The 21,181-nt window shown below is 40.0% G+C and carries 19 protein-coding genes, 4 tRNA genes and 5 pseudogenes; 21 read left to right on the top strand and 7 right to left on the bottom strand.

All coding sequences use genetic code 11. The annotated features are described in order from the left end of the window. Positions 1-12 precede the first annotated feature (12 nt). Positions 13-396: a thiazole biosynthesis protein gene (gene thiI / locus PN838_RS27075; protein ID WP_370661093.1), complete on the top strand. Its 384-nt coding sequence runs from the start codon at positions 13-15 to the stop codon at positions 394-396. Here thiI and PN838_RS06490 read toward each other — a convergent pair. The 4 genes from PN838_RS06490 to PN838_RS06480 are packed head-to-tail and all read right to left on the bottom strand — an operon-like array spanning position 393 to position 2,355. Beyond that, a complete protein-coding gene (locus PN838_RS06490; RefSeq protein ID WP_334313297.1) occupies positions 393-1,121 on the bottom strand; it encodes a pyridoxal-phosphate dependent enzyme in 729 nt (242 codons plus the stop codon). The genes thiI and PN838_RS06490 overlap by 4 nt on opposite strands. Positions 1,122-1,167: 46 nt before the next feature. Further along, positions 1,168-1,470, bottom strand: a complete 303-nt coding sequence (locus tag PN838_RS26120; protein WP_334313296.1) for a pyridoxal-phosphate dependent enzyme — start codon at positions 1,468-1,470, stop codon at positions 1,168-1,170. Between the two features lie 41 nt (positions 1,471-1,511). Beyond that, positions 1,512-1,703 (bottom strand): hypothetical protein, encoded by a 192-nt coding sequence (locus tag PN838_RS06485; RefSeq protein ID WP_272180077.1) that lies wholly within the window; start codon positions 1,701-1,703, stop codon positions 1,512-1,514. A 58-nt stretch (positions 1,704-1,761) separates the two neighbouring features. Continuing rightward, entirely contained in the window at positions 1,762-2,355 is a 594-nt protein-coding gene (locus PN838_RS06480; protein WP_272180076.1) for a hypothetical protein, read from the bottom strand. 502 nt (positions 2,356-2,857) lie between these two features. On the opposite strand from PN838_RS06480, the gene PN838_RS06475 reads away from it, so the two are divergent. The 16 genes and pseudogenes from PN838_RS06475 to PN838_RS06400 all read left to right on the top strand — a co-directional run bounded on the left by PN838_RS06475 (position 2,858) and on the right by PN838_RS06400 (position 13,659). Further along, positions 2,858-2,957: transfer RNA gene (locus PN838_RS06475), tRNA-OTHER, on the top strand. Positions 2,958-3,032: 75 nt separating this feature from the next. Beyond that, positions 3,033-3,123: transfer RNA gene (locus tag PN838_RS06470), tRNA-Met, on the top strand. Positions 3,124-3,199: 76 nt separating this feature from the next. Further along, a tRNA-Met gene (locus PN838_RS06465) sits at positions 3,200-3,288 on the top strand. A 75-nt stretch (positions 3,289-3,363) separates the two neighbouring features. Further along, a tRNA-Met gene (locus tag PN838_RS06460) sits at positions 3,364-3,440 on the top strand. Positions 3,441-3,704: 264 nt separating this feature from the next. Then, positions 3,705-4,165: pseudogene (gene rimP, locus PN838_RS06455) on the top strand (ribosome maturation factor RimP). 22 nt (positions 4,166-4,187) lie between these two features. After that, a pseudogene (gene nusA / locus PN838_RS06450) lies at positions 4,188-5,682 on the top strand (transcription termination factor NusA). Positions 5,683-5,706: 24 nt separating this feature from the next. Next, positions 5,707-8,329, top strand: a pseudogene (infB, locus tag PN838_RS06445) (translation initiation factor IF-2). An 84-nt stretch (positions 8,330-8,413) separates the two neighbouring features. After that, entirely contained in the window at positions 8,414-8,830 is a 417-nt protein-coding gene (gene rbfA, locus PN838_RS06440) for a 30S ribosome-binding factor RbfA (protein ID WP_215962683.1), read from the top strand. Then, a complete protein-coding gene (gene truB / locus PN838_RS06435) occupies positions 8,831-9,766 on the top strand; it encodes a tRNA pseudouridine(55) synthase TruB (RefSeq protein ID WP_215962684.1) in 936 nt (311 codons plus the stop codon). It abuts the gene before it with no gap. 283 nt (positions 9,767-10,049) lie between these two features. Continuing rightward, on the top strand, positions 10,050-10,766 hold the full coding sequence (locus PN838_RS06430) for an alpha/beta hydrolase (protein ID WP_272180075.1): 717 nt from the start codon (positions 10,050-10,052) through the stop codon (positions 10,764-10,766). 38 nt (positions 10,767-10,804) lie between these two features. Further along, positions 10,805-10,972 (top strand): hypothetical protein, encoded by a 168-nt coding sequence (locus PN838_RS06425; RefSeq protein WP_272180074.1) that lies wholly within the window; start codon positions 10,805-10,807, stop codon positions 10,970-10,972. Positions 10,973-11,072: 100 nt separating this feature from the next. Beyond that, positions 11,073-11,927, top strand: a complete 855-nt coding sequence (locus PN838_RS06420; protein ID WP_272180073.1) for a DUF6635 family protein — start codon at positions 11,073-11,075, stop codon at positions 11,925-11,927. Continuing rightward, a complete protein-coding gene (locus tag PN838_RS06415; RefSeq protein WP_272180072.1) occupies positions 11,924-12,046 on the top strand; it encodes a hypothetical protein in 123 nt (40 codons plus the stop codon). Before PN838_RS06420 ends, PN838_RS06415 begins: the two co-directional genes overlap by 4 nt. A 149-nt stretch (positions 12,047-12,195) precedes the next feature. Next, positions 12,196-12,464, top strand: a pseudogene (gene rpsO / locus PN838_RS06410) (30S ribosomal protein S15). Between the two features lie 189 nt (positions 12,465-12,653). Next, positions 12,654-12,872 carry a hypothetical protein gene (locus PN838_RS06405; protein ID WP_272180071.1) on the top strand — a complete coding sequence of 73 codons (219 nt, stop codon included), beginning with the start codon at positions 12,654-12,656 and terminating at the stop codon, positions 12,870-12,872. Beyond that, positions 12,859-13,659 carry a phospholipase A gene (locus PN838_RS06400; protein WP_272180070.1) on the top strand — a complete coding sequence of 267 codons (801 nt, stop codon included), beginning with the start codon at positions 12,859-12,861 and terminating at the stop codon, positions 13,657-13,659. The genes PN838_RS06405 and PN838_RS06400 overlap by 14 nt, the downstream gene beginning before the upstream one ends. 53 nt (positions 13,660-13,712) lie before the next feature. Here the strand turns inward: PN838_RS06400 and PN838_RS06395 are convergent, their stop codons facing one another. Next, entirely contained in the window at positions 13,713-14,300 is a 588-nt protein-coding gene (locus tag PN838_RS06395; protein WP_272180069.1) for a Tll0287-like domain-containing protein, read from the bottom strand. A gap of 276 nt (positions 14,301-14,576) precedes the next feature. Between PN838_RS06395 and pnp the strand changes: the two are divergent. The 4 genes and pseudogenes from pnp (at position 14,577) to PN838_RS06375 (ending at position 19,831) form a co-directional block, all read left to right on the top strand. Next, a pseudogene (gene pnp / locus PN838_RS06390) lies at positions 14,577-16,683 on the top strand (polyribonucleotide nucleotidyltransferase). Between the two features lie 135 nt (positions 16,684-16,818). Then, positions 16,819-17,739: a lipoprotein NlpI gene (nlpI, locus tag PN838_RS06385; protein ID WP_272180068.1), complete on the top strand. Its 921-nt coding sequence runs from the start codon at positions 16,819-16,821 to the stop codon at positions 17,737-17,739. Positions 17,740-17,799: 60 nt separating this feature from the next. Continuing rightward, positions 17,800-19,449, top strand: a complete 1,650-nt coding sequence (locus tag PN838_RS06380; RefSeq protein WP_272180067.1) for a tetratricopeptide repeat protein — start codon at positions 17,800-17,802, stop codon at positions 19,447-19,449. Between the two features lie 151 nt (positions 19,450-19,600). After that, positions 19,601-19,831, top strand: a complete 231-nt coding sequence (locus PN838_RS06375) for a hypothetical protein (protein WP_215962693.1) — start codon at positions 19,601-19,603, stop codon at positions 19,829-19,831. Positions 19,832-20,061: 230 nt separating this feature from the next. Here the strand turns inward: PN838_RS06375 and PN838_RS06370 are convergent, their stop codons facing one another. Continuing rightward, entirely contained in the window at positions 20,062-20,664 is a 603-nt protein-coding gene (locus PN838_RS06370) for a PEP-CTERM sorting domain-containing protein (RefSeq protein ID WP_272180066.1), read from the bottom strand. A gap of 314 nt (positions 20,665-20,978) precedes the next feature. After that, entirely contained in the window at positions 20,979-21,173 is a 195-nt protein-coding gene (locus PN838_RS06365) for a DUF3820 family protein (RefSeq protein WP_272182524.1), read from the bottom strand. Positions 21,174-21,181 lie beyond the last annotated feature (8 nt).

Below are 21,181 nucleotides of genomic sequence, written 5' to 3'. Positions count from 1 at the left end.
ACGCGTGCCGTTTTGTCAGAAATAATTGAAGCTGAATCTAATTTTGATTTATCACTTATTGATAAGGTTGTTTCAGCAGCCAATGTTATTGATATCCGTGATATAGAAAAACAAGCGGCCGAGGAAGTTCAGGAAGTTGAACAAGTTACTGAATTACCCGATGGCGCAATTGTGTTAGATATCCGCAGCCCAGATGAAACCGATGAAATGCCGTTAGCGTTGGATGATATTGAAACAATTACGATGCCATTTTTTAAACTGGCAACGCAATTTGGGGATTTGGATCAAACTAAGCCGTATTACCTTTATTGTGACCGTGGTGTAATGAGTCGACTTCAAGCCTTGTTATTACACGAACACGGTTACACAAATGTTAAGGTTTACCGAAAAAATTAAAGATTAAATTCAACGTGTTGTAATCGATTAATCTCGGTTTTATAGCGTTCAATTAGATGCTCAATGGATTGGGCATCGGACTGAATGTTTTTACTTGCCAAAAACGCTTCATTATAAAGTTTAGACACTGAACGTTCACCTGCATCACAAGCAATTGTCACAATTTTCTGTGGTTTTCCACCGTTTAAGGGGCCAGTTTGAACTGCGCAATATAATGCTGCTGTAACGTTTAATGCACTGCTACTGCCTAATACTAATGCATCCTGTTTTCTGACGTAATTCGCAACAGTAACTATATCGCTGTCAGGTAAATTTAAACCGTAATCTATTTTACCTTGCTTAAAGTTGTTAACTAAACGCATGATGCCAATGCCTTCTGTGAATGACGAACCCGCTGTCGCTTGATGCTTGCCATTCATTAGAAAATTTAAAATACCAGAGCCGTCAGGATCAACACTGACTATTTTGGTATTAGGATCTTTTTGCTTCAAATATTTAGAAATACCACCCAATGTCCCGCCTGTTCCAGCGACAGAAACAAAACAATCTAGTTGCCCATCTGTTTGTTGAAATATTTCAGGGCCGGTCGTTAAAAAGTGGGCGTTGGAATTTGCTGTGTTTTCGAATTGATCTGCCCACCAGTAATCTGGGTTTTGTTCAGCAATACGACGGGCGGTGTGGTAGAAATGATTTTCGTTGGCAAAAGGTACGGCATCGACGAGCACGAGTTCTGCACCGTGTAATTCGATTAATTGTTCCTTTTCTTTCGCCTTAGCCTTTTGGCATCACAACTTTCAAATTATAGCCACGTGATTTTGCAACAACCGCGAGGCCAATACCGGTATTACCCGCCGTACCTTCAACTATTGTCATTCCAGGCTTTAATTTACCGCTTTGTTCTGCTTCTAATACCATTTGTAATGCGGCGCGGTCTTTTACTGAACCGCCGGGATTCTGAAATTCACATTTAACAAAAATTTCACACTGAGTCAGTTGGCTAAGTGATTGTAATTTTAAAAGAGCAGTGTTGCCGACTAGGTCGGCAAGAGATTCTGCAGCAGTTAGAATAGTCATTGTGTCGCCTTATATTCATTGAATATTGCTATGATAACGACTTAAGGGAGTTTATTGCCAGTTACCCAATCGATTGCCTTAATCTTAGCTTCGAGCTTTTCGTAAGGTTTTACGAACAGATAGATGTCTTCGTTATTAACCATAAATGGTGTACTTTTTCCCGTTGTGATGCTTCGACCACGTTTGTGGGTGGTACGTTTAGACGGAAAAAATGTGTAACTGTTAGTTAGCATTTTACTATAAAGGTAGGCTTCGAAATTAGCTAATCGAGTTCTAACGATAACGTAAGTTTTACCTTAGTTTTATTGTAACACCAGCCGGAACCCAATCTTCTTTTAAAACAGGGCGAATAAGCTCATGTTTAAAATTGATAAAACAGGTGACATCTTGTCCGGAACCTATCCACTCGCCATCTCTAATTTTATTCGTGTGTAATCTCGATTGAACATCTACACAGAGCTGTCCACCAAATTCAACACTAGCCGATGCATTTGTACTGTCGAAATCTGATTCGATGTCGGCATTAAGTGAAGACAGAATGTATTCCGTTGTATTTTCATAAACTGTTTCTCTATAACTGTTAGAACCATATTCTGCCAATGAGGGGACTTCTACCCAACTTATAATATTTGGTTGATCAAACGGACGGGTAGTGTCCAAATTAACGTTTGTTCTTAATTGTTTGGAAATTGCAGATGAACGGATCCCGGCCTGTTCTGAAAAATAATCACCGGTGTTATTTTCGTTAATACTTGTTTGCCAATCGCTCGTTGAGAAGCGAGCATCGGAAGAGTATCGATTAAAGTAGACGAGTTTAAGGACGTTTTGGGCGTTGGAATTGTTGGCGTCATGATAAACTATCTCAAAGCTAAGGTACGTGCTCAACCTTTTTGGTTGCACACCCTAGAAGTAACAAAAAAGATACCGAGAACACAGTTAAAGAACGTAATAAAGACATTGATTTGTTTACCATAATTCAGTTGATACAGATGAATACGCTACATTCAAAGATAACGTAAAATTAGGTTTACTGCTAGCCTACAAAAGAAATCTCAGGTTTCACTTGAATGTGGCTGTAGAGCAAGTATAATTCCCGCAACAAATCGAGGCAATTCTTGTCTTTGGTTTTAGTTAGTAAACGTTCAACGTGGTTGGATTAGAATTTCGATTCGCTTTCAGCTAGTTAGATTAGCACTTATGTAAAGTGATTGATTAAACGACTCAGTTTAATAAACAATTCCCCACCATTTGAATAGAACTAATGCATTCTTTATTTATAGAGTTATTTATAGAGAGTGGCTCCCGCAACCAATTAATTGGTTCTGGGAAATTCGTTACAGTCGAATTAAAATATTGTAGGCACCTTCTCTTTTGAGAAGCATTCGGACGCGGGATGGAGCAGCCTGGTAGCTCGTCGGGCTCAGCTAATATGAAGAGCGCGAAGGTCGTCGGTTCATTCTTTTTATAGAGAGTGGCTCCCGCAACCAATTAATTGGTTCTGGGAAATTCGTTACAGTCGAATTAAAATATTGTAGGCACCTTCTCTTTGAGAAGCATTCGGACGCGGGATGGAGCAGCCTGGTAGCTCGTCGGGCTCATAACCCGAAGGTCGTCGGTTCATTCTTTATTTATAGAGAGTGGCTCCCGCAACCAATTAATTGGTTCTGGGAAATTCGTTACAGTCGAATTAAAATATTGTAGGCACCTTCTCTTTTGAGAAGCATTCGGACGCGGGATGGAGCAGCCTGGTAGCTCGTCGGGCTCATAACCCGAAGGTCGTCGGTTCATTCTTTTTATAGAGAGTGGCTCCCGCAACCAATTAATTGGTTCTGGGAAATTCGTTACAGTCGAATTAAAATATTGTAGGCACCTTCTCTTTGAGAAGCATTCGGACGCGGGATGGAGCAGCCTGGTAGCTCGTCGGGCTCATAACCCGAAGGTCGTCGGTTCAAATCCGGCTCCCGCAACCAATTCGAATGCATAGCGCTGGGTTTTGGATTTTTGAATAAAATTTTCAACACTGATAGTGCAAGTTTTTGAAATTAACTTAGGTTGATTTCGTAACTTGGTCATTAAGTAAACTATTACGAGATGATTGAGTTCAGAAGCTGATGCCTCGCAATGTCGAGGCATTTTAGTTTTTACAGTATGTTTTGTATGCCCACATTATGTAACTGGGGCATATGCAACAGGGCTTTAGGCCCTTTTTTGTACTTATGTTATGGGAAAAAGATTTGACTAGTTTAGAATTACGTTTAACTGAAATGATGAGATCTTCGGTAACTGCGCTGGGTTTTGATTTACTTGGTGTTGAATTCGTTCGAGCGGGTAATCACTCAACATTGCGTATTTATATTGACCATGAAAATGGTATTACAGTTGATAACTGTGCAGATGTATCAAATCAGGTAGGCGCAATTTTGGATGTTGAAGATCCTATTGCAACTGAATACGCCTTAGAAGTGTCATCACCATAGGCATGGATAGACCTTTATTTACCATTGAGCATTTTGCTTTGGTTGTAGATGAAACTGTAAATGTACGACTTAATGTGCCACAAGATGGGCGTCGTAACTTTAAAGGCAAATTGGTTAGCGTTGAAGAAGATATGCTTAATATTGAAATCGATAACCAAATATTTACCCTATTTATTGATAATGTCGCAAAAGCAAACTTGGTCGCGAAGTTCGACTGATAATTAAAGGAGCGAAGTAATAATGGCAAAAGAACTATTACTAGTAGCGGAAGCAGTATCGAACGAAAAAGCGGTACCTCGTGAAAAAATCTTTGAGGCACTGGAGTTTGCTCTAGCGGCTGCAACTAAAAGAAATATGAGTTAGATATCGAAGTTCGAGTACATATCGACCAAGAAACTGGTGAGTACGACACATATCGTCGTTGGTTAGTAGTACCTGACGACCATGTAATGGAAAACCCAAGTGCAGAAATGAGTCTTTCTGCTGCGCAATACGACGAACCTGAGTTACAATTAGGTGATTTCGTAGAAGATCAAATCGATTCAATTAAATTTGACCGTATTACGACTCAAATGGCGAAGCAAGTCATCGTCCAAAAAGTTCGTGAAGCGGAACGTGGCCAAATCGCAGAAGCGTATATTGGCCAAGTTGGTGAATTAATCACTGGTATCGTTAAAAAATGAATCGTGACAATGTTATCCTTGATTTAGGTAACAATGCTGAAGCTGTATTGTTTCGCGAAGACATGATCCAACGTGAAACATTCCGTCCGGGCGACCGTGTTAGAGCATATTTATATGCTGTAAGACCTGAAGTTCGTGGGCCACAATTGTTTGTGAGTCGTACTAAATCTGAAATGCTGATTGAATTATTCCGCATTGAAGTTCCGGAAATCGGCGAAGAAATGTTAGACATTATCGCTGCAGCACGTGATCCTAGTTCAAGAGCCAAAATCGCTGTTAAGTCAAATGACCGTCGTATTGACCCAGTTGGTGCGTGTGTTGGTATGCGTGGTGCTCGTGTTCAAGCAGTATCCGGTGAATTAAATGGTGAGCGTGTTGATATCGTATTATACGATGGCAATCCTGCGCAGTTTGTTATCAATGCGATGGCACCAGCAGAAGTAGCGTCTATCATCGTAGATGAAGACAGCAAGTCTATGGATATTGCAGTTGCTGCTGACAATTTAGCAATGGCAATTGGCCGTAACGGTCAAAACGTTAGATTAGCTAGCCAATTAACTGGTTGGGAATTAAACGTGATGTCAGAAGCCGACATGGCTGAAAAACATCAGGCTGAAAATAGTAAAACAGTCACGTTATTTATGACTGGGTTAGAAATCGATGAAGATTTTGCCACTATGTTAGTTGAAGAAGGATTTTCTTCACTAGAAGAAGTAGCTTATGTGCCAGTTTCTGAATTATTGGAAGTTGACGGATTAGATGAAGACATTGTAGAGGAACTACGAAGTCGAGCTAAAGCAACATTGACGACACAGGCTTTAGCAAATGAAGAGTCGTTAGAAAACGCAGAACCCACTGAAGAGTTATTAAATCTTGAAGGTGTCGATCGTCATTTAGCATATGTATTAGCGAGTAAAGGTATTTGTAACCTTGAAGATCTTGCTGAACAAGGTGTTGATGACCTTGCAGACGTGGAAGAATTGACCGAGGAAAAAGCCGGTGAATTAATCATGGCTGCCCGTAATATTCAATGGTTCAGTGACGAAGTTTAAGGTTCAACGGAGGTTAAATTAAATATGACAGATGTTAGTTTAGAAAAACTAGCCCAAGACGTGGGAACTCCGGTTGACAAGCTGGTAACGCAATTTGCAGATGCAGGCATCAGCAAAAATACCGGTGATATGATTACCGAAGATGAAAAGAAACGGTTACTTGACCACTTGAGCAAGTCTCATGGTGGCGAAGGTGCTGAACCTAAAAAATGACATTGCAACGTAAGACAAAAAGTACGTTGAGTGTAAACAGTGGCTCTGGAAAAGCTAAAGACGTAACAGTTGAAGTTCGCAAGAAACGTACGTTTGTTAAACGCAGCGAAACAGAACTTGCGGCAATTGCAGAAGCGGAAGAGAAGTCACGTGCTGAAGCAGCAGAAAAAGCACGCGTAGAAGCTGAACAAAAAGCACTTAAAGACGCAGAACATAAAGCGCTTAAAGATGCTGAAGCAAAAGCAAAGCGTGAATTAGAAGCAAAACGTAAAGCGGAAGCACAAGCGGCAAAAGCGGCTAAGCCAGTTGATCCTAACGAATCAGCAGAAGCGAAACGTATACGTGAAGCATTAGAACAAGAAGCAATAAAAAAGCAGAAGCAGAAGCTGAAAAGCTAACTGAAGAAGCACGTAAACTTGCTGAAAAGAACGAAAAAACTTGGGCAGAAGAAGAAGAGAAACGTAAATATAAGTTAGAGCATGAATCTGAAGAAGATCTTCACGTTCACTCATCTATTTACGCTCAGCTTGCAGAAGATGACCAAGATAAAAACGAAGAGAAAAAGCACGTCGTAAATCTAAACGCAGTGGTAAAGATGACGCGCAGCAATTAACTGGCCGTCGTCGTAAGAAAGCGTCTGAAAATCAGCATGCTTTCCAAAAACCTGCAGCACCGGTTGAACAAGTTGTTAAACTTAGTGAAACCATTACGGTAGCAGAACTTGCTTCACGTATGTCGGCTAAAGGCGCTGAAGTCGTTAAGACTATGATGAAAATGGGCGAAATGGTTACCATTAACTAAGGTGTTGGACCAAGAAACTGCAACATTAGTTGTTGAAGAAATGGGCCACAAATACGTTCTAGTTAAAGAAAATGAACTAGAAGAAAGCGTATTAACTGACCGTAATACAGGTGAAGGCGATGCAACAAGTCGTGCTCCGGTTGTTACTGTAATGGGCCACGTTGACCACGGTAAAACGTCTCTTCTAGATTATATCCGTAAAGCAAATATTGCTGACGGCGAAGCGGGTGGTATTACTCAGCACATTGGTGCGTACCACGTTGATACGCCAAACGGTATGATTACGTTCCTTGATACTCCTGGTCACGCGGCATTTACGTCAATGCGTGCTCGTGGTGCGAAGGCAACGGACATTGTTATCATTGCAGTAGCTGCAGATGATGGAGTTATGCCACAAACTAAAGAAGCGGTACAACATGCTAAAGCGGCAGGTGTACCACTGATTATTGCGGTAAACAAAATCGATAAAGAAGCTGCGGACCCAGATCGTGTTAAAAACGAACTTGCTGCACTAGACGTTATCCCTGAAGCATGGGGCGGTGATACTCAGTTTATCCACGTTTCGGCTAAAACAGGTGAAGGCGTTGATGAGCTTCTTGAAGCAATTAGCTTAATCGCTGAAGTATTAGAATTAACTGCGGTTGATCATGGTGCTGCTCACGGTGTTGTAATCGAATCTCGTCTTGATAAAGGTCGTGGCCCTGTTGCTACCGTACTTGTTCAAGAAGGTGAATTGAAACGCGGTGACATTGTATTATGTGGCTTTGAATATGGCCGCGTAAAAGCGATGAAAGATGAAAACGGTAAAGAAATTAATGTTGCCGGTCCGTCTATCCCAGTTGAAATTTTAGGTCTTTCAGGTGTTCCTGAAGCCGGTGATGAAGCGACTGTTGTTAAAGATGAGCGTAAAGCTCGTGAAGTTGCTAACTCTCGTCACGGTAAACATCGTGAAGTGAAATTAGCTAGACAACAGAAAGCTAAGCTTGAAAACATGTTTGCTAACATGGAAGAAGGCGACGTTTCTGAACTTAACATCGTACTTAAAACCGACGTTCAAGGTTCATTGCAAGCAATTAGCGAGTCTCTTGCTAAATTGTCTACCGATGAAGTTAAAGTGAACATTGTTGGGTCTGGTGTTGGTGGTCTTACTGAAACTGATGCATCTTTAGCACAAGCTTCAAACGCAATTGTTGTTGGTTTTAACGTTCGTGCTGATGCAACTGCACGTCGCTTAATGGAACAAGAGAACATTGACTTACGTTATTACAGCGTAATCTATGATTTGATTGACGAAGTTAAACAAGCGATGTCTGGCATGTTGGCGCCGGAATTCAGACAAGAGATAATTGGTCTTGCTGAAGTTCGTGACGTATTTAAGTCACCAAAAATTGGCGCTATTGCTGGTTGTATGGTTACTGAAGGTAACGTTAAACGTAACAACCCAATCCGCGTATTACGTGAAAATGTCGTAATTTACGAAGGTGAGCTAGAATCATTACGTCGCTTTAAAGACGACGTGGCTGAAGTTCGCAACGGCATGGAATGTGGTATCGGTGTTAAGAACTATAACGACGTTAAAGTTGGCGACCAAATCGAAGTATTCGAAGTTGTAGAGATTCAGCGTACGCTGTAATCCCCGTCAAATGTTGTTTATAAAGGGGCTTATATGCCCCTTTTTTGTCTTTAATTTATTTGGTTTAGCCATTTGGAGAGGAAAGTGCAAACAAACTTTTCTAGAACAGATCGTGTAGCACAGCAAGTGCAACAAGAGATCGCAATGATCCTTCAACGTGATTTTAAAGATCCACGTGTAGGTTGGGTAACAGTTTCATCTGTTGAAGTCACTCGAGACTTAGCTTATGTAAAAGTGTTTTTTACTTTGTTAGGTCAAGACGACAACCAAGAAAAAATAGAAGAAACCAAAGTTGTTTTAAATAACGCTTCTGGCTTTTTCAGAAATGAAATCGGTAAGCGTATGCGTTTACGTATCGTACCTGAAATCAAGTTTATCTATGACGATAGCTTAGTTACGGGTATTGAGATGTCTAAAAAGGTATCTGAAGCAATATCTAAAGACCAAACTCTTCGCGCAAAAAGTGGCGATAATCCTGCTGATAGTCAAGTCGAGGACTAAATGGCAAGACGTAAAAAAGGACGGCCGGTCAATGGCATCGTTTTAGTTGATAAAAGCCAAGGGTCGTCTTCTAACCATATTTTACAAAGAGTTCGTGCAATTTATGGTGCGGAAAAAGCAGGTCATACAGGCGCGTTAGATCCGTTAGCAACGGGTATGTTGCCTGTTTGTCTTGGTGAAGCAACTAAGTATTCTCAGTATCTTCTGGAATCAGACAAAGCCTACATCGTTACTGCAAAATTTGGCGAGCGTACTGATACCAGTGATGCGGAAGGCGAGGTGGTTGAAACGTTTGACGTGAACATTACTGAATCACAAATTCTTGAGCACAAAGCAACCTTAACTGGTGACATCAAGCAAGTCCCAACCATGTTTTCTGCGCTTAAGCACAATGGTCAGCCTCTGTACAAGCTCGCTCGACAGGGAATAACGGTTGAACGCGAAGCTCGCCCAATTACTATATTTAAGTTCGAATTATTGCGTTTTGACGGCGATGAAGCTGATTTTGAAGTTCATTGTTCAAAAGGCACTTATATTCGAACCTTGATTGACGACTTAGGGCAGCTGTTAGGTTGTGGCGCCCACGTTAAAGCTCTGCGTCGGATTAAAGTGGCAAATTATCCAGCTGATAAAATGTTAACGGTTGATCAAATTCAAGCGCTAAAGGATGACAATATGGACGAGGAAGGTGTTGTTGATACAACTGCGCTTGATAGTCATTTATTACCCCTTGAAACTGCTTTAATTGGATTACCAGAAACAATGTTAACTGCTCGCCAGATTGAAGTTTTGCGATATGGTCAAACTGTTGCGGTTGATATGCCTGATGTTGCAGAAACAAAAATATTTGAAAAAGACACAAACGTATTCCATGGCGTAGTTAGCATCAAGTCTGGTGTCGTAAAAGTGAAACGACTAGTTGTTGCACCTCAGTAAATTCAAATATTTCGTTTTTACCTCTGAGTCTACTCAAATGTAATGTTAAAAAGTCACTTAGGTGGCTTTTTTATACGCGGCATTTAATACAAGACATACGTATTCACTGTTAAAGCAGCCTTTTATTGATGATATCGGTAGGCCAATCAATAGTTTTAAATATTAATCTACGGTAGATTTAAACGTGGTTGTGTCGTAAAAATTACTATGCAACTTCACAATGTAAAGTTTGTTAATGCCGCTGTCAGGCGCGTTTAAGTTTGAGTAAGGATAAGTAAAAACTATGAAACGTAATTTATTTATTTGGTTTTCAGCGTTAATGCTTTTGTTGTTAAGCAGTTGCTTATTCGCTAAACCCATGACCGTCAGTAGTGGGACTTTAATTCAAGATAAGGTGATGTCATTTGATGCAATCGCACCAAGGACTATCAATGTTTGGCTCCCTGATGGCTACGACATTAACAAAACGTACGATGTGTTATATATGCACGATGGCGATATGCTATTTGATGCGACTGCGACTTGGAATAACCAAGAGTGGCAAGTAGACGAAGTGGTTAGTAAGTTGATTGCTGAACATCGTGTTAGGCCATTTATTGTTGTTGGAATACCTAATGGTGGACTGCAACGAGCAGCGGAATATTTTCCTAAAGTACCATTAAATCAGATGAACAATCTGCAAAAAACAGAGCTAATAAAGGGACTACCGTTACCTGAGAATAAGCCCTTTATCGTTACGTCAGATGAGTACCTTGCATTTCTAGTCACCAAAGTCATACCTTATGTTGAGTCAACATTTTCGGTTAATCGCGGCGGTAAACATAGATATTTAGCTGGTTCGAGTATGGGAGCTTTGATCTCTTGGTACGGATTGATGCAATACCCTGACGAATTTGCAGGGGCTATTTGTATGTCGACGCATTGGGTTGGATTAAAAGTGATAATGGCGTCGCGTTTAAACAGTTCTATAACTATATTGCTTCAAACCTATCTAAGCTAAAAGACCACAAATTGTATTTTGATTACGGAAATCAAACCTTGGATGTAAAATATCCCAAGTATCAACAACAAATAGACGCTCTTTTCACAACCCGTCAATTCCCTAAAGAACAATGGCAAAGCTTGTTGTTTGACGGCCATGACCACACAGAACGTTCTTGGCAATCTCGACTACATGTGCCTCTGGCGTTTATGTTTGGACACTAAGTGGATGTCTAAAAGTACCATTTTGTTACAAACTTTGTATTGCATTGGTGTATTTGAAGTTCTTATTATGGGGTCATTCAAAATACAATAGGTTTAAAGATTGGACGTAAGAACTGCCGAAAATAACAAATTAGTTAGTGACGTTGTTGAAAGAGGACTGTCACGTTATTTTTCATCGCGCCGCGAACTTGTCGACCAATTTGTTGAAAATAATTTTTCGATTAAACCGGCTTTTGAACTCAATAAAAAAGCTTTTGGTTTGGATATGTTAAAAACGCCACTGAATATTTTATGGACACCACCCCATTTTTTACTTTCAGGCACCGGTCGCATTCTCAAAAGAGTTTCTAACAATAGGCTCGGTGACCGTTTAGTTAAGTTGCCGGCTGGAATTAAAACGGATGTAGAACAAGAAGTTGCTTGGCGCGTTCAAACTCAACTTTTGGAATTACCATACGAACAAGGTCCTCGTAAATTTACTGAAAACCGAATGTTAGCAATGATCTTAGAGGACGATAAGCTTAATGCTCTTTTTGACCAAAGTTTAATGCAACTCGCTGATCTTGTTGGTAACGAATCAGGGCAAAGAGCCTTAGCTGAAAAGTTATTAGTTTATGTCGACAGTAGAAAAGCCGCGGCAGAGTTGTCATCGGCTTTTGTTGCTCTAGCCGCTGGTTACGCAGCAAATAAATCGGTTAACTTTGGCGCGATGGGGTTGGGCAGTGTTTTGGCAGCCGGTATTGCTCATAATGTGGCTGTTTCTAGTTTTGTTTTAGGTAATACCCTAGGGGGACTTTATTATTCGGTATTCACTGCAAGTGCGTCCAAAACTATGATTGCGTTGAGTACTGGTGGAGTTGCAGTGGCACTTGGGGTTATCGCTTCATATACAGGATTTGTTACAGATCCTTTGCAAAAACACTTTGGCATGCACCAAAAAAACTACACAAGGTGATAGATAAATTGGAGCAACAATTTGTTGCTGGGGATAAAAGCGCTATGCAATTTAAAGACGGTTTTGTTGCACGGATCCTCGATTTAGCGGACTTAATGTTAGCTGTCACAGTTAAATAGTGTTTTGTTGGCGATAAATATGCTTATTTGTTGGTCTTTTTCTTGACCTTATATCTAAAACAAGTAGAATTCGCGCCTCCTCTTTATAGGGGCGTTCCTGTTGGCTGAGTTAGTGATCGGCTGGCAATCATTAAAATTTGGAGAATACTATGTCACTAAGTGTAGAAGAAAAAGCAGCAATCCTTGCGGATTTCGGTACTTGCGAAAACGATTCTGGTTCTGTTGAAGTTCAAGTTGCATTGTTAACTGCTGACATCAACAAGTTACAAGACCACTTTAAAGCACACAAAAAGACAATCACTCACGCCGTGGACTTTTACGTAAAGTAAGTCAACGTCGTAAGCTTCTTGATTACCTTAAAGGTAGCAAGCTTGATCGTTACAACGACTTAATCCAACGTTTAGGCCTACGTCGCTAAGCGAAGTAGTCATTGGATTAGAAAAGGAGCATATATGCTCCTTTTTTGTATCTGTTTTTTAGGTATAAGTTTATTGATTGCCTATAAGTTTCTACTTTTCAGTAGGAATAAACTAATCTTACTGCTGGCATTACTCATAAATTAAAGGTCTCAATGTTTAGAATATTTTTTTACTCAGTTTTGATATTTATGTCACAGACTATCGTCGCTGAAGTTGCGGTTGATATATTACCGGATACATACACCGAACGAGATAAAGAGGTTTTAGCAAAAACCAAATTGTGTATCGACACGATAGAAAATACAGGTTTGACTTATATCGAGCCCAAATTATTGAAACGTTATTGCCGTTCAAAAGCGTGGGCAGAGGTATACAACCTAGAGCCGATACGCAATGCGGATCATTAATGAAAAAGCGACAGAGTTTAACCCGTTTGTAATAACACCTCATAAACATAGCTACATAATGCCAGTCAGTTATTCAGACAATTTTAATTCCGAAGCCTATAGTGAAGTCGGAACTAATATAGATCATATGAAAAACTATGAAGCTAAGTACCAAATCAGCTTAAAAGTTCCATTATTTACCTCTGATATTTTTGTCCCTAGGGATTCGCTTTATTTTGGTATGACAATTCAAGCTTGGTGGCAATTGTATTCTGAAAAACTATCAAGACCGTTTAGAGAAACGAACTATCAACCAGAAATATTTTATCAAGCGCCACTGCCATTTAAGCCATTTGGTGGGAATATGGGATTTGAATTAGGTATTGAACATCAGTCTAACGGTCAGTCTCAGTTGTTGTCGCGAAGTTGGAATCGAATAAAATTTGGTATTTTATATGAACGTGGCGACCATTTTGTTGCATTTAGACCTTGGTACAGGTTGCCGGAAGGGGACAAAGAAGATCCTTTATCGCCCATTGGGGATGATAACCCTGATATTGAAGATTACATGGGGCACTATACGATTGACGCGGCTTATGCGTTTTCTGACACGCGTAAAATTGCTGTAATGATCCGTAAAAATTGGCGAACAGGGAATGGCGCTATTGAAATAAACTTCACGAAACCAATATTTGGCCGGATGATCGGTTTAGTTCAATATTTTAGCGGCTATGGTGAGAGCTTGATTGATTACAATCACAAGCAACAAAAGATTGGTTTTGGTATCGCACTAACTGAAATCTTCTAATGTAGGGAAATAGATAGGTATTCAACCCGAATTTAATTTCGGGTTGGTTTTTTCTAAATAAAATTATCTAGAGCTGACGACTTTTTAAGTACAAAGGCGCCCATTAAATCTCCCGCTTTATAGCCTATCGCTTTGTCATTCGGATAATTGAGTGCTAAATTTTCATTTACCGTATCTAACATATTACTGCCATGGCAATTTAGACAAACGGGTTCTGCTTCAATAGCTTTCATATATTTATAAACAACTTTTTTTGGTCCAACGCTGGTTAGGCGTTCAACACTTAGCTGAGATATAGGTTTGCCGTTATCATATGCTTTTTGAAATTGCTTTAATTGATTAGCTTCCCAAGCGTCCGGTTTATTGTCTGGATTACGGAACTTTAAACTGGTTCGTTCCAAGTCCCAACCACCGGTGCCATTTTGAACTAGCATATTTTGAGCAATTGACTCACACCCTTTGACGCTGCGTTTTAATGTTCCTAAGTCGATAGTTGACTGCAGTGTAGTGCGCAATTGATGGTTGTATGCGGTGATTTTTATGTCAGCCAATTGCTTTAATTTTGATGTTTCAACTTGCGCGGCATATGCCGAAATTGCAACAAGTGATGAAACACCCAAAATAAATATTCGTTTAGTCATTTTTATACCCTATCTAGAAAAACGCCCAGCACTATAAAACTATAATGAATTCGTTTGATTAGCAATTTTTGTTGCGGTTATTTTGGGTTAAAAGCTCAGACAGATTATTTAATTTCATTTACTGACAAGCTTAAAATACGGGCGTATAATATGCGCGAATTTAAATGAAAACATGATTCAGTATGGGGATACACTTTTTGTAATAGTGCAACATCGTGGTCATAAAGACGCCCTAAGATAAACGCTGAATAAAAATGAAAATGAAAGGAAAAAAACGTGACTCCAATTATTAAGAAATTCCAGTATGGTCAACACGAGGTCACTCTTGAGACGGGCGTTATTGCACGTCAAGCAAGTGCTGCTGTTATGGCAAGCATCGGTGATACGGCTGTACTTATTTCAGTTGTTGGTAAAAAGAAGCTAGTCCTGGACAAGACTTTTTCCCACTAACAATTAACTATCAAGAAAAAGCTTATGCTGGCGGTAAAATCCTGGTGGGTTCTTCAAACGTGAAGGTCGTCCTGCAGAAGAAGAAACGTTAATTGCTCGCCTAATTGACCGTCCATTACGTCCATTGTTCCCAGCTTCATTCAAAAATGAAGTACAAGTCATTTGTACTGTAATGTCTGTTAATCCTGAAATTGCCCCGGACATCGTTGCATTAATCGGTGCGTCTGCAGCAATCTCAATTTCTGGTATCCCATTTAATGGCCCTATCGGTGCTGCACGTGTTGGTGTAATTGATGGCCAGTATGTTTTAAACCCTTCTCAAACTGAACTAAAAGTAAGTGACTTAGATTTAGTTGTTGCTGGTACTGAAAATGCAGTACTTATGGTTGAATCTGAAGCAGCTGTTTTATCTGAAGAAGTCATGCTTGGTGCAGTTGTTTATGGTCATGAACAAATGCAAGTGGTTGTTTCTGCAATCAACGAATTTGCTGCAGAAGTTGGCAATCCTGCGTGGGATTGGTCTGCTCCAGCAGAAAACACAGAATTAAAAGAAAAAGTTGCTGCACTAGCATCTGAAGGTATTACAGCTGCATACGCTATCGCTGACAAAATGGAGCGTTACGCTGCCGTTGGCGAAGTGAAAAAAGCAACAATTGCGACACTAGTTGAAGAAGCTGGTGAAGAAGGCGTTAACGAAAAAGAAGTGTCTGAACTTGTACATGACTTAGAGAAAGACGTTGTTCGTTCACGTATTTTAGCTGGTGAAAAACGTATCGACGGTCGTGAACCAGATATGATCCGTGCACTAGATGTTAAAACTGGCATCTTACCGCGTACACACGGTTCTTCTTTGTTCACTCGTGGTGAAACTCAAGCTATCGTTACGTGTACTTTAGGTACTGAACGTGATTCACAAATCATTGATTCGTTACTTGGCGAAAAACGTGACCCGTTCATGCTTCATTATAACTTCCCTCCATATTGTGTTGGTGAGACTGGTTTCATCGGTTCTCCTAAGCGTCGCGAAATTGGCCATGGCCGTCTTGCGAAACGTGGTGTTTTAGCGGTAATGCCTTCTCAAGCAGAATTCCCATACACAGTTCGTCTAGTGTCTGAAATTACAGAATCTAACGGCTCGTCTTCAATGGCTTCTGTATGTGGTTCTTCTTTAGCACTTATGGATGCTGGTGTTCCAATTAAGGCGTCTGTTGCTGGTATCGCGATGGGTCTAGTTAAAGACGATAACAACTTTGTTGTATTGTCTGACATCCTTGGTGATGAAGATCACTTAGGTGACATGGACTTTAAAGTTGCTGGTACTACTGAAGGTATAACAGCACTACAAATGGACATCAAGATCGAAGGGATTACTCGTGAGATCATGGATAAAGCGTTAGTTCAAGCTAAAGCAGCACGTATCCATATTCTAGGTGTTATGGACGAAGCAATCGGCGGACACCGTGAAGAGATGTCTGAGTTTGCGCCTCGTATCTACACTGTTAAAGTTCCAGTTAAGAAAATCGCTGATGTTATCGGTAAAGGTGGTGCAACTATCCGTGCGCTTACTGAAGAAACGGGTACAACAATTGAAATCGACGACGATGGAACCGTTAGAATTGCTGCAACAGACGGCGTAAGCGCTCAAGCCGCTATCGACCGTGTTAAGCAACTAACGACTGACCTAGAAGTTGGCCGTGTTTATCAAGGTAAAGTTGCACGTATCGTAGACTTCGGTGCGTTTGTTAACGTTCTACCTAGTAAAGATGGATTGGTCCACATTTCACAAATCTCTCAAGATCGTGTTGAAAATGTATCTGACGTATTATCAGAAGGCCAAGAAGTTGCCGTTAAAGTTCTCGAAATTGACCGTCAAGGTCGTGTTCGTTTGAGCATGAAAGAAGCGGGCGAAAAGACTGAAGCAGCAGCTGAATAATATTTAGCAACGCTTTTATCTTAGAAAAAGAGAGCTTCGGCTCTCTTTTTGTATTTAGCGCTCTGCAATGTAAAACGCTGTTTATCATCGGTTCAAATTTATGTTATTAATACGCCTACTAATCTAGGAGTCAGTATGAAGCTATTGTTTTCGCTAGTTGTTATTTCAGCGAGTTTATTAAGTGGTTGTGCCACCAAGTCGGTTGAACAAAATTCTCGACCTCATTTTGTCAATAATGCGGTCATTACCGAACCTCTCGAAATTGACTATCAAAGCGAACTTGCTGTAGCAAAATTGTCACAGCTAATTAACCACGTTAAGTTAGACAACGACAAGATGGCCCAGATGTTATATGACCGTGGGGTTATTTTTGACAGTATGGGCCTTAGAACATTAGCTCAACTCGATTTCCGTCGTGCTCTTGAGTACAAACCTGCGTTTGCCGATGCCTATAATTTTATTGGTATTCACATGACATTAATTGGTCAGTTCTCTCAAGCATTTGAGATTTTCGATAATGTTCTCGAAATTGAACCAGAACATAGTTATGTCTATTTAAACCGAGGTATCGCTTTATATTACTTTGGTAAAAATGAACTGGCAGTTGATGACCTAGAAACCTTTTTAATGCGTCAACCAAATGACCCTTACCGAGCTATGTGGTTGTATCTCGCAGAATATGAAATCAATCCTGAAGATGCACGTTTGAGACTTATTTATAACGCCTCAATGATTGATAAAAATAAGTGGTCTTATCAATTGATCGACCTTTTCCTTGGTGACATCGACGAAAAGCAATTTATTGAAAATATGAGCAGATCACTGCAAAGTCCTCGAGAACTGGTTGATCGCCTATGCGAAGGCTATTTCTATTTGGCGAAACTCAAATTACAGCAAGGTGATGAAGAAACCGCAAAAAACTATTTTCGACTTGCGTTATCTACCAACGTATTTGAATTTGTTGAGCACAAATACGCAAAACTTGAATTGGCTAAACTGTATGAAAAAGCTAAGCAACGATACAATCCAGCAAATCAGTTACCTGTAAAAAATTAGTGAATTAAGTAACAATCATGCAACCGTTATTAAAATGTTTGGTGTTTGTTACTTACCTTTTTGTCAAAAAGTGATGGGATCATTTTTACTCCAGTTATAGTCTGGTCCCATTTTGATGAATCTCAATCGTATCCGTATGTTGCCGCTGAATTTGGACACCCTCAGGCAAACTACACGGTATTTCAAAACAATCGTGACATTCAGTATTTAAAACGAGCTGCAAATTTTGGCGTAGCTCGCGCTGCATTTCAGTTGTTCGAACTCGCCCACAAACAAAATAATATCTCTGAGTCACTACTTTGGCTAAATCATGCAAGTGTATTGGGCAGCATAGATGCTCGATTCGAACTGCTGAAATTGCATATATTGGAAAAAAATTGGCAACAAGCTGACAAATATTACAAACAACATCTCGCTGACTGGCCAAAACTAACAGCAGTTAAATTGAAACAGGTTAATCAAATGCAGGTTCAAACCGAATTTGCCCTTTCTACCGACAATGACTTACTTAATTCTAAAGTTGATGTATCAGTACCAATATTGAGCAATATTGATAATGGGCGTAGATACAATACGGTTTCTCAATGTGAGATTTCCGCTGACGTGCTAGTTGCAAATAAGTCACTTTTGGCTTCGACCCAAGAATTGCTCGCGGAATATCAGCAAGAGAATAGGGCGCGCCAATCTGTTTGTTTTCCAAATGTGTATGTCGCTCATTCAATATCGAGCTTTTGTGAAGAAGATGAAGTTGGGCGAATTGATTGTGATTTACCAAAATTGTCATTAGTGTATAAGACGTTGTCCACTAAGGATAACGCTAAGCTCTTCTCCAGCCACTTATTAGTCGTTGTTGATAAAGGGGACGCTAATACACGTGGTGGTCTCATGTTTATCGACAGTCAAGATAACGTAGCAGTATTAAGACATGAAATTGCCCATTGGCTACAACTATATGACGAATATCAAATCCACCCGTCTCAGCAAGTTTTATTATGCCAAACGTATAATCACAAAACGTTAGGGAAAAACTTAGTCGTAGCGACTGAAGAATTTAGCATCACAGAGCTTGAAGCGATCTATCACAGAGAGTTGTTCCCAGCGAACACCTGTAAAAATACCAGTTATAAAGCGTATAAGTTTTATTCAGCGCCGTCGTTTATGGAATATTTAGATTTACCTATTTCGAGTCAATATTGGGAGTTGATGACGACCAATTCTGATCTGGCTTTGACGCCCGCCGCGATGAATTTTGCTTTAGCCTACAGAACCGACGATACGGCGCTACTTGATAAGAAAACAAAGCAGTTGCGACTTAATGAACAAGTCTATTGGCTAACGCAGGCATCGAATTTAAACTTTCTCCCGGCAAAAAGAATGTTGGCCCAGTATTATTTTAAAAACGGTGACTTCCCTTCAGGCCTAGATTTGCTAAGCGATGCTGCTCACGGGGGCGATCCAACGTCACAGGTTCTATTAGGTCATTATTATATCGAATCCACTTGGCTACCTCAGGATCTTACAAGCTCTGCACATTGGTATAAACAGGCGGCGATTCAGGATGATACGTACGGGTTGTACTTTTACGGCAAGTGTTTGGAAAATGGCTGGGGTTGTATACAGGACATTGATAAAGCATTTGAATATTACGAACGAGCTGCCAAGCTCGGCAGCGCACTCGCACTAAAAAGGCTAGGACATCTGTTGGAGTAAAGTCAGTTTCAGTGCAGGGCGTGTTCAATATTGGTGAATGTAACTTAGTATTTGACAATGTTGAAGTTGTTTTTGTATTGAATTCAATGGGTTAATTTTTGGTACGTTTATTCCATTATTTCACTGTGTCCAATAGGAATAGGTGGATGAAATGAGTCTATTTAATGAAGAGATCCGAATTAAGATAATGAGCGCAGTTCGTTATGAGAACAGATTAATTGGCGATGTATCAGACGAATTTGGTGTCTCAAGAAAACAGATATTCGACTGGCTAAAAACGGCGGAGCGTATTGATAAACGTACCAAAGCGCTTAAACAAAGTGGGATCAAGCGCCGAATGGAAAAACTCAATAAAGAGTTGGAATCGCTAAATTTAGTCTGAAAATTATAGGGTTTAAATTTTTGTTTGTAGAATTTGTAGAAACAGAGCGCTTCGTTTGCTGCATGAATGGAAGTGAAAGAGTTCTAAACTAACCGCAGTTTTTGTGTTCAATAAAATTTTGTCGGTTTGGTTAACGCAACAAAATACCTAAATTTTGCTTCACTAATTTATAAATTTAAACTGGAAAACATCAATCTTTCATATTGATGTTTTCCAGTGCAAGTAAGTTTTTATTGTGACTTTCTTAGTTTACGTGACGCTAATCCTATCAAGCCTAATGCAAAAATCGCCAGTGTGGAAGGTTCTGGTACGTCGGCTGTGGTAACGCCTTCAAATTGAATTTCTGCTATTATAGCGTAGTTTGCACCATGACTCGTTTTAAACGTAAGGTCTATAAAGGAAACATTTGTCGCACTTATTGCCTGCGTTTGAATGCTTTGTAAGTCTAACAAACTGCCAGAATAGCTATTGAGACTAAATAGGTTTTCATCCAAGAAGGTGAGTTGAAAATCTTTAAGACCTTCACTATCTCCATCAATACCACCACCATTATTCCAGATACTTACTGAGCTAAGGTCGTAGTTGTCATCTAGCGTCAAACGTACTCTGTCATCTTGATTTCCAGATAGGGGACGAAAGCCAAACCAGCGTGAACCTGCCGTTGTATAGCCATCAACAAGCTGTCCAACACCACCACCGGTATTCCAAGCAGTGCCAGATTCGACAGTTGCACTATCCGGTATTATTAAGCCAGCATAGGCGTTGTGCATAAAACCCAGTCCAGATACAAGTGCAAAAATTCTAAATAAGTGACCAATTTTATTAATTTTCATCTTTAGATCCACCTTTATAATAACGAACCATTTGGCTAGTTTTATCAATTTAAGTTAACAGAGCAAAGAATGTTCCATAGATGGAAACTGTATACGTATCAATGTTATAGGTTTTTTTCAAATGGGTATAATATCAATGTTGTAAAAGATATGGACAGGTGAACATGGCGTGATTACTTTAAAGATTACGGGAAATTTGACTGAGTTTATTTTACTCGGCAATACAGTTTCCGCTTTTTATCATTCATTTTAATATGATTAAAGGGCCCCTGATGCAACGGAAAAGTCAGTCATATTTTAATGTACTTCAACAATTATCCTCTAATTAGGGGTTTTAACATGCCCTCTAGTCCATTCAGTTTAATTTCATACAATAGGGCAAGTTGTTTCCCTAAATTAGAGTTTGGGAAGCCTTGTTTATGAAACCAAACTAAATAGGGTTCAGGTAGATGGATCAGCTTTCGACCCGCATATTTACCAAAAGGCATTTCTGTATTAATCGCCTCTATGAGGGCTT

Origin of the sequence: Psychrosphaera algicola (assembly GCF_028401425.1) — a bacterium.
GTDB lineage: Bacteria > Pseudomonadota > Gammaproteobacteria > Enterobacterales > Alteromonadaceae > Psychrosphaera > Psychrosphaera algicola.
This window is presented reverse-complemented; position numbering and strand designations above follow the sequence as displayed.

Bases quoted from the DNA above. Each gene is read 5' to 3' on its own strand.
- PN838_RS06400 (WP_272180070.1), top strand. From the start codon at position 12,859: ATGCGGATCATTAATGAAAAAGCGACAGAGTTTAACCCGTTTGTAATA.
- PN838_RS06370 (WP_272180066.1), bottom strand. From the start codon at position 20,664: ATGAAAATTAATAAAATTGGTCACTTATTTAGAATTTTTGCACTTGTA.
- PN838_RS06430 (WP_272180075.1), top strand. From the start codon at position 10,050: ATGAAACGTAATTTATTTATTTGGTTTTCAGCGTTAATGCTTTTGTTG.
- PN838_RS06395 (WP_272180069.1), bottom strand. From the start codon at position 14,300: ATGACTAAACGAATATTTATTTTGGGTGTTTCATCACTTGTTGCAATT.
- PN838_RS06375 (WP_215962693.1), top strand. From the start codon at position 19,601: ATGAGTCTATTTAATGAAGAGATCCGAATTAAGATAATGAGCGCAGTT.
- PN838_RS06405 (WP_272180071.1), top strand. From the start codon at position 12,654: ATGTCACAGACTATCGTCGCTGAAGTTGCGGTTGATATATTACCGGAT.
- truB (WP_215962684.1), top strand. From the start codon at position 8,831: ATGGCAAGACGTAAAAAAGGACGGCCGGTCAATGGCATCGTTTTAGTT.
- PN838_RS26120 (WP_334313296.1), bottom strand. From the start codon at position 1,470: ATGACTATTCTAACTGCTGCAGAATCTCTTGCCGACCTAGTCGGCAAC.
- nlpI (WP_272180068.1), top strand. From the start codon at position 16,819: ATGAAGCTATTGTTTTCGCTAGTTGTTATTTCAGCGAGTTTATTAAGT.
- PN838_RS06485 (WP_272180077.1), bottom strand. From the start codon at position 1,703: ATGCTAACTAACAGTTACACATTTTTTCCGTCTAAACGTACCACCCAC.